The sequence below is a fragment of the Paractinoplanes tereljensis genome, assembly GCF_016862435.1.
In the GTDB taxonomy this organism is placed as follows: Bacteria; Actinomycetota; Actinomycetes; order Mycobacteriales; family Micromonosporaceae; genus Actinoplanes; species Actinoplanes tereljensis.
Genome location: NZ_BOMY01000051.1, coordinates 262,393 through 268,712 on the forward strand (window position 1 = coordinate 262,393; position 6,320 = coordinate 268,712).

Consider the following 6,320-nt stretch of genomic DNA (forward strand, 5'->3'; position numbering starts at 1 on the left):
AGCGGCTATGACCGAGCTCCCCGAATTCCCGACCCCGCGCGACGGCAAGTGCCCGTTCGCACCCCCACCCGGCCTGCTGGCGCTGCACGACCCCGAGCGGCCCGTCCAGCGGGTGCGCACCTGGGACGGCACCACGCCCTGGCTGATCACCAGCCACGCCACCCAGCGGCAGGTGATGACCGACCCGCGGCTCAGCGCCGACATCGGCACCCCCGGTTACCCGCACACCACCGCGGCCATGAAGGAACACGCGGCGCACATCCAGCCGTCCATCAACAACACCGACGGCGACGAGCACGCCCGCTGGCGGCGCATGCTGACCAGCTCGTTCACCCGCAACCGGATGGCCAAGCTGCGGCCCGCCATCCAGTCGATCACCGACGAGCTGATCGACAAGCTCCTCGCCGGGCCGAAACCCGCCGACCTCAACGAGGCGCTGTCCCTCGCCCTGCCCTCGCTGATGATCTGCGAGCTGCTCGGCGTGCCCTACGAGGACCACGGGTTCTTCCAGGAGCACGCCGGCGCCACCAACGCCCGCTACCTGACCGCCGAGCAGTCCGCGGCCAGCACGGCCGAGCTGCGCGCGTACATCGCCGTGCTCATCGAGAAGAAGATGCGCGAGCCCGGCGAGGACGTGCTCACCGACCTGGCCACCCGGGTGCAGTCCGGCGAGATCACGATGGCCGAGGCCGCGCCGCTCGGGCACATCCTGCTGGTCGCCGGGCACGACACCAGCGCCAACATGATCACCCTGAGCACCGCGCTGCTGCTGCGCGACACCGACCAGCTCGCGCTGCTGCGGGAACACTCCGACGACCCCAAGGTGGTGGCCGGGGCGGTCGAGGAGTTGCTGCGCTACCTGACCATCCCGCACCTGCTGGCCCGCCGGGTCGCGGTCGAGGACATCGAGATCGGCGGCGAGACCGTCCGGGCCGGCGAGGGGGTCATCGCGTCGCTGCCCGCGGCCAACTGGGACCCGGACGCCTTCCCCGAGCCGGAACGACTCGACCTCACCCGGCCGGCCGCGCACCACCACGCGTTCGGCTGGGGGCCGCACCAGTGCGTCGGGCAGCAGCTGGCCCGGGTGGAACTGCAGGTCGTCTTCAGCACGCTGTTCCGCCGCATCCCGACCCTGCAACTGGCGGTCGGCTTCGACGAGCTGAAATTCAAAGAGGACTCCCAGGCGTACGGGATCTACGAGTTGCCGGTGACCTGGTGACCACGGTCGTCGGGGCTCCCGCTCTGCCCCGGGTCAGCCGGCGGTTCATCACCGCGCTGGTGCTCGCCACGGTCGGCGTCTCGATGGCCTACGTGACGCCGATGGGTTACTCCCTCGCCCTGCGGCTCGCCGACATCGCGCCCGGCCACGACGAGTACCTCGGGTACATCAACAGTGCCGGCGCGGTCGCGTACATCCTGTCGGCGCCCCTGCTCGGCGCGTTCAGCGACCGGACCCGATCACCACTCGGCCGGCGCCGCCCGTACCTCCTGGGCGGCGCGGCCGTCGGGGTCCTCGCCCTGATCGTCCTGGCCCTGGCCGGCAACATCGCGATGCTCACCGTCGGCTGGATGCTGGCGATGCTCGGCTGGGCCAACGCGCTCGGCGCGCTCAACAACCTGATGGCCGACCGGCTCCCGATGGCCCAGCGGGGCCGGGTCGCCGGACTCACCGGCTTCGCCAACATGGCCGCGCCGGTCATCGGCATCGTCATCGTCGGCGCGGTCAGCTCCAACAACGTCCTGCTGTTCCTGATCCCCGGCGCCATCGGCGTACTCACGGTGATCTTCCTGCTCCGCAGCCTCGGCCCGGCCGACGACCGCCCGGCGCCACCGGACGCCGAGCGGCCCAGCCTGCGCGCGGTTGTCGCCGCCTACCGGTTCAGCCCGCGCGCCTTTCCCGACTTCGCCTGGAACTGGGCCGGCCGGTTCGTGTTCTTCGCCGGCCTGAGCCTGAACACCACGTTCATCGCCTTCTTCTACGCCCAGCGGCTCGGCCTCACCGTCGAGGACGCGGCCGGCAGCGTGGCCCTGATCGCCGGGGTCAGCATCATCGCCACCATGGCCGGCGCGATCGGCGGCGGCTACCTCACCGACCGGCTCGGCCGCCGCAAGATCTTCGTCGTCGGCAGCGCGGTGATCTTCCTGGTCAGCGGCGTGGTCTCGGCACTGTTCGCGCACGACGTGCCACTTCTCATGCTCGGCAACCTGCTGGCGTCGCTCGGCATGGGCGGCTTCTCCTCGGTCGACCAGGCCATCGTCCTGGACATCCTGCCGCACCGGGAGACCGACGCCGGCCGCTTCATGGCCATCATGCAGCTGGCCCAGCAGATCCCCGGCGTCCTGGCGCCACTCGCGGCGCCGCTGCTGCTGACCGCCGGCGTAGCCGGCGACACCAAGAACTACACCCTGCTCTACCTGGTAGGCGGCTCTCTCACCCTGGTCGGCGGCTTGTTCATCCAGTTCGGCGTACGGGCAGTCCGCTAGCGCCCCTCGACTAGCGTGGCTGCGCGTGACCCACGACGGCCCCGACATCACCTCGGACCTGGTCCGGGCGCTGGTTCGCGACCAGCACCCGGACCTCGCCGATCGCCCGGTCCGGCTGGGCGCCCGCGGCTGGGACAACCAGGTCTGGCGGCTCGGCGACGACCTGGCCGTCCGGCTTCCCTGGGCGACCGAGGCCGCCGACGACCTGCTCCGCAAGGAGCATGCTTGGTTGCCGTCGCTGGCCCCGCGGCTTCCCCTGCCGGTTCCCGTCCCGCTGCGGTTCGGCGAGCCGTCGGCCCGGTTCGCCCGGCCCTGGCTGATCACCACCTGGGTTCCCGGCACCCCCGCCGACCAGGCCCCGGTCACCCGCGGCGCCGAGGCGGCCACCGCCCTCGCTGCTTTCCTGACCGCCCTGCACCAGCCTGCCCCGCCCGACGCGCCGATCGGCAGCGACCGCGGCGGGCCGCTGGCCGACCGGGCCGAGGCCTTCGCCGGCGGGGTCGCCGCCACCGCCGAGCGCGGCCTGATCCCCGACCCGGACGCGGTCCTGGCCGTCTGGCACGACGCGGTCACCGCGCCCACCTGGACCGGCCCGCCCATCTGGATCCACGCCGACATGCACCCGGCCAACGTCGTCACCGTCGACGGCACCCTCGGCGGCGTGATCGACTTCGGCGCCCTCTGCGCCGGCGACCCGGCCTACGACCTCTCCGCCGCCTGGCTGCTGCTGCCGGACGACACCGCCGACCGGTTCTACGCGGCCTACCGACCGACGGCGGACGCGGCCACCCGGCGGCGGGCCCGGGGCTGGGCCATGGCTCGAGCGCTGAGCGGCATCCTCATCGGCGACGCCGGCCGGCAAGGCCGCCCCGGCGGCAAAGAGAGCTGGGCCGCACCCGCCCACGCCGCCCTGCAGCGCCTCATCGCCACGGATTCACCTCGGAGTGCCACCGCCCGGCCGCACTGACCTGGCCGGCCTCATCGCCACGACCCCCCACAGCGTGCCACCGTCCAGCGGTGCCACGGATTCCTCGCTGCGTGCCACACCCGGCCACGCTGACCTGCTCTGTTCCCCACGATCGCCGACCGCGAAGCAGCGCACCGAGTGGAGACGGTCGTCCGGGTGACCAGCGCCGCCACAATCGCTGCTGCTGGACTGGCTCGCCGCGGCCCGGCCTCCTCAGGTCATGCTCTCCGTCGCCCGCGGATGATGACGGCCTGCGGCTTGTCGAGTTGGCTGAGGTCGGTGCGCGGGTCGGCGTCGAACACCACTGCGTCGGCCGGGGCGCCGTCCACCAGGCCGGGCAGTCCCAGGTAGGCCCGGGCGCTCCAGGACGCGGCGGCCAGCGCCGTATGCGGGGACAGGCCGGCCGCCACCAGTGACCGGATCTCCAGGGCGATGCCGCCGTGCGGCCGGGTGTCGGTGCCGGCCAGCACGGTGACCCCGGCTTCGACTGCCGCGGCGGTCAGCCCCGCGTGCGCGCTGGCACCCGGCGCGTACCAGCTTCGCTTGCTGCGTTCCGGATCGGCGTTGATCTGTGCCAGGGCGCCGGTGATCGCCGCCAGCGTCGGGGTCAGCGCGGTGCCCTGCGCGGCCATCCGGGGCAGCAGCGCCGGGTCCAGGCCCATGCCGTGCTCGATGGAGTCCACGCCGGCCTCGACCGCGACCGCCCCACCGGCCGAGTGCTGTGAGTGCACCGCGAGGCGCCCACCGACGGCGTGCACCTGCCGGACCGCCTCCCGCAGCACGTCCACCGGCACGACGGGGTCGCTCAGCTTCCAGTCGATGACCACTTTGGCCCATCCGGTCCGCGCGGCCTGTTCGGCCGCGACGGCGGGCAGGTCGGCGTGCTCGGGCCGGCGTCCCCACCCGTCCATGAACTGCCCGTGCTGAGCGATCCACGGCCCGGCGTGAAAGGCGCGTGGGCTGTCCTCGGCCTGCCCGAACCAGTCGGGCGGGTCACCGGCCAGGCCGGGCGCCCGGATGAGCGTGACGCCCGAGTCCAGATGCGCCTGAAGATCGGCCTTCAGAACCCCGGCATCCAGCGGCTGACCGGGCGCCTCGGCTCCCGGGTGGGTGTGTGCGTCGACGAGTCCGGGCAGGATCCAGCCCTCGGCGACAAGCTCAGCCCCCGGCACCGGATCCGATGTCCACCGGTCCCCATCGGCATACAGATCAACCGGTTCCCCGTCGGGAAGCCCGAACCCGCGAACCCGCAACACCGCCACTACGGAACCCCCGTACCGAATGCCATCCACGCGGATGGATGACCAGCATGCCACCTTCGGGCTCCCGGATAGGCTCCCGCTCCATGGCGAGCCGAATCGGTGACATCATCGTCGACTGCAGCGATCCGGAGTTGCTTGCGAGCTTCTGGTCCGAGGTCCTGGGCTACCGGATCTTCGCCCGGGACGAGACCGGGGTGGCGATCCGCGGCGCGACGACCAGCCCGGACATCCTGTTCATCATCGTCAGCGAGCCGAAGGCGACTAAGAACCGCCTGCACTTCGACGTGTGCCCCACCGACCGCGGCCAGGACGAGGAACTCTTGCGGTTGCTCGGTCTAGGCGCCAAACGGTCGAGCATCACCGGCAGCGGCTCCTGGGTGGTCCTGGAAGATCCGGAAGGAAACGAGTTCTGCCTGATGTCCAAGCAGATCCCCGCCGAACCGACCCCGTTCCACGACGCGTAGTCGCAGCGTCCGCCGGCCGGTGCTCAGCCGGCCGGTACTCGGCCGACCGGCCCTCGGCCGACTTTCGAGACCTCGACACGTCGTGGGCACGCCAGCCGAGCAGACTGATGTGCGTCGCTCCGAGTCGAAGGCGGTGCACGCCGGAGCCGAGCCTGCGCCCGGCGGTCGTCAGTCGATCGACGTGCGGAGGGCGCCGCGTCGGCGGTTCTCAGTTCTATGGACGAGGGCCGAGAGGGCGCTGAACCGCCCTCGGCGGAGGGGATGCCCGGCGCGGCTGTGGCGACCTTCGTAACCACGCAGGTCGGACGGCTGGACCAGACGCTCGAGCTCAACTGTCGAAGTCATAGGCGGAAACCTATGAACTGGCCACCGTCCCCCGCTTGAGTCGCCGTACTCAACCGTGCCTGAGCACGGGCCCGCGCGCACGCCAGCCACCTCCGCTTCCCGGTAGGGAATGGCCTATTTGATTCGTCAGGCAACTGATTCAATTGGCTCCGGATGGCCTCCGCGATTTGGCATGATCCAATGTTAGCGGCGCGGGTCGGGGCGCGAGAAAATATAGGCATGCGATACCAGCAGCTTCAGCTATTCACCCGAGACACAACGGCTGCGCTGCGGGACCGCACAAAAGCGCGTAACTATTCGCCCGAGAAAGACGAGTTCCGCCGTGACCACACGCGTCGGCGGCAGTGGTGGCTCCCCCGCCGTTACGCGTGGAAGCGGTGCCGCTCGCAGGGCTGCTCGCGGGAGTGCGGCGAGCTGGGGCTGCACGATGAGGCCGACGCGGTCCCGCCGTTGATCTGGCCGGAGGAGGCGACCTGCCTGCAGCGGCCGTCACCCGCGATGCTCAGCCGCGCTGTTCCGGCCGACCATGCCGTTTCGGCGGGTGGTGAGCAGTTGCCCGGCCGGTCCTTCCCATCCAGCCAGGTGGCATCCCCGGGCCGGATGGAAACGGTGGCGTGCCCCGCCCCCGCACACCAGGCGGATACACCTGCTCGAACTGACCCCGCGCAAGCGAAAGACGCTGCTCAGGCCAGAGCCGGAGCCGAGCCTGAGCGGCAGACCGAGACCGGTCGGCAAGCTGAGGTCGACCCGCAGGCCGAGGTCAGGCCGCAGGTGGCGGCCGGGCAGCAGGTGGCGACC

Annotated in this window: 6 protein-coding genes; 5 read left to right on the top strand and 1 reads right to left on the bottom strand. The window is 71.6% G+C overall.

All coding sequences use genetic code 11. The annotated features are described in order from the left end of the window. Positions 1-7 precede the first annotated feature (7 nt). The 3 genes from Ate02nite_RS41140 to Ate02nite_RS41150 are packed head-to-tail and all read left to right on the top strand — an operon-like array spanning position 8 to position 3,451. Entirely contained in the window at positions 8-1,219 is a 1,212-nt protein-coding gene (locus Ate02nite_RS41140) for a cytochrome P450 (protein WP_203813346.1), read from the top strand. Beyond that, positions 1,216-2,484 carry an MFS transporter gene (locus tag Ate02nite_RS41145; protein ID WP_203813347.1) on the top strand — a complete coding sequence of 423 codons (1,269 nt, stop codon included), beginning with the start codon at positions 1,216-1,218 and terminating at the stop codon, positions 2,482-2,484. The genes Ate02nite_RS41140 and Ate02nite_RS41145 overlap by 4 nt, the downstream gene beginning before the upstream one ends. Before the next feature lie 25 nt (positions 2,485-2,509). Beyond that, positions 2,510-3,451 carry a phosphotransferase gene (locus tag Ate02nite_RS41150; RefSeq protein ID WP_203813348.1) on the top strand — a complete coding sequence of 314 codons (942 nt, stop codon included), beginning with the start codon at positions 2,510-2,512 and terminating at the stop codon, positions 3,449-3,451. Positions 3,452-3,669: 218 nt separating this feature from the next. On the opposite strand, the gene Ate02nite_RS41155 is transcribed toward Ate02nite_RS41150, so the two are convergent. Beyond that, entirely contained in the window at positions 3,670-4,623 is a 954-nt protein-coding gene (locus Ate02nite_RS41155; protein WP_239148085.1) for an amidohydrolase family protein, read from the bottom strand. A gap of 173 nt (positions 4,624-4,796) precedes the next feature. Here Ate02nite_RS41155 and Ate02nite_RS41160 point away from each other — a divergent pair, with 173 nt between their 5' ends. Next, positions 4,797-5,177 (top strand): VOC family protein, encoded by a 381-nt coding sequence (locus Ate02nite_RS41160; RefSeq protein WP_203813350.1) that lies wholly within the window; start codon positions 4,797-4,799, stop codon positions 5,175-5,177. A 564-nt stretch (positions 5,178-5,741) separates the two neighbouring features. After that, positions 5,742-6,320, top strand: a 579-nt coding sequence (locus tag Ate02nite_RS41165; protein WP_203813351.1) for a hypothetical protein, incomplete at its 3' end; no start/stop codon positions are given.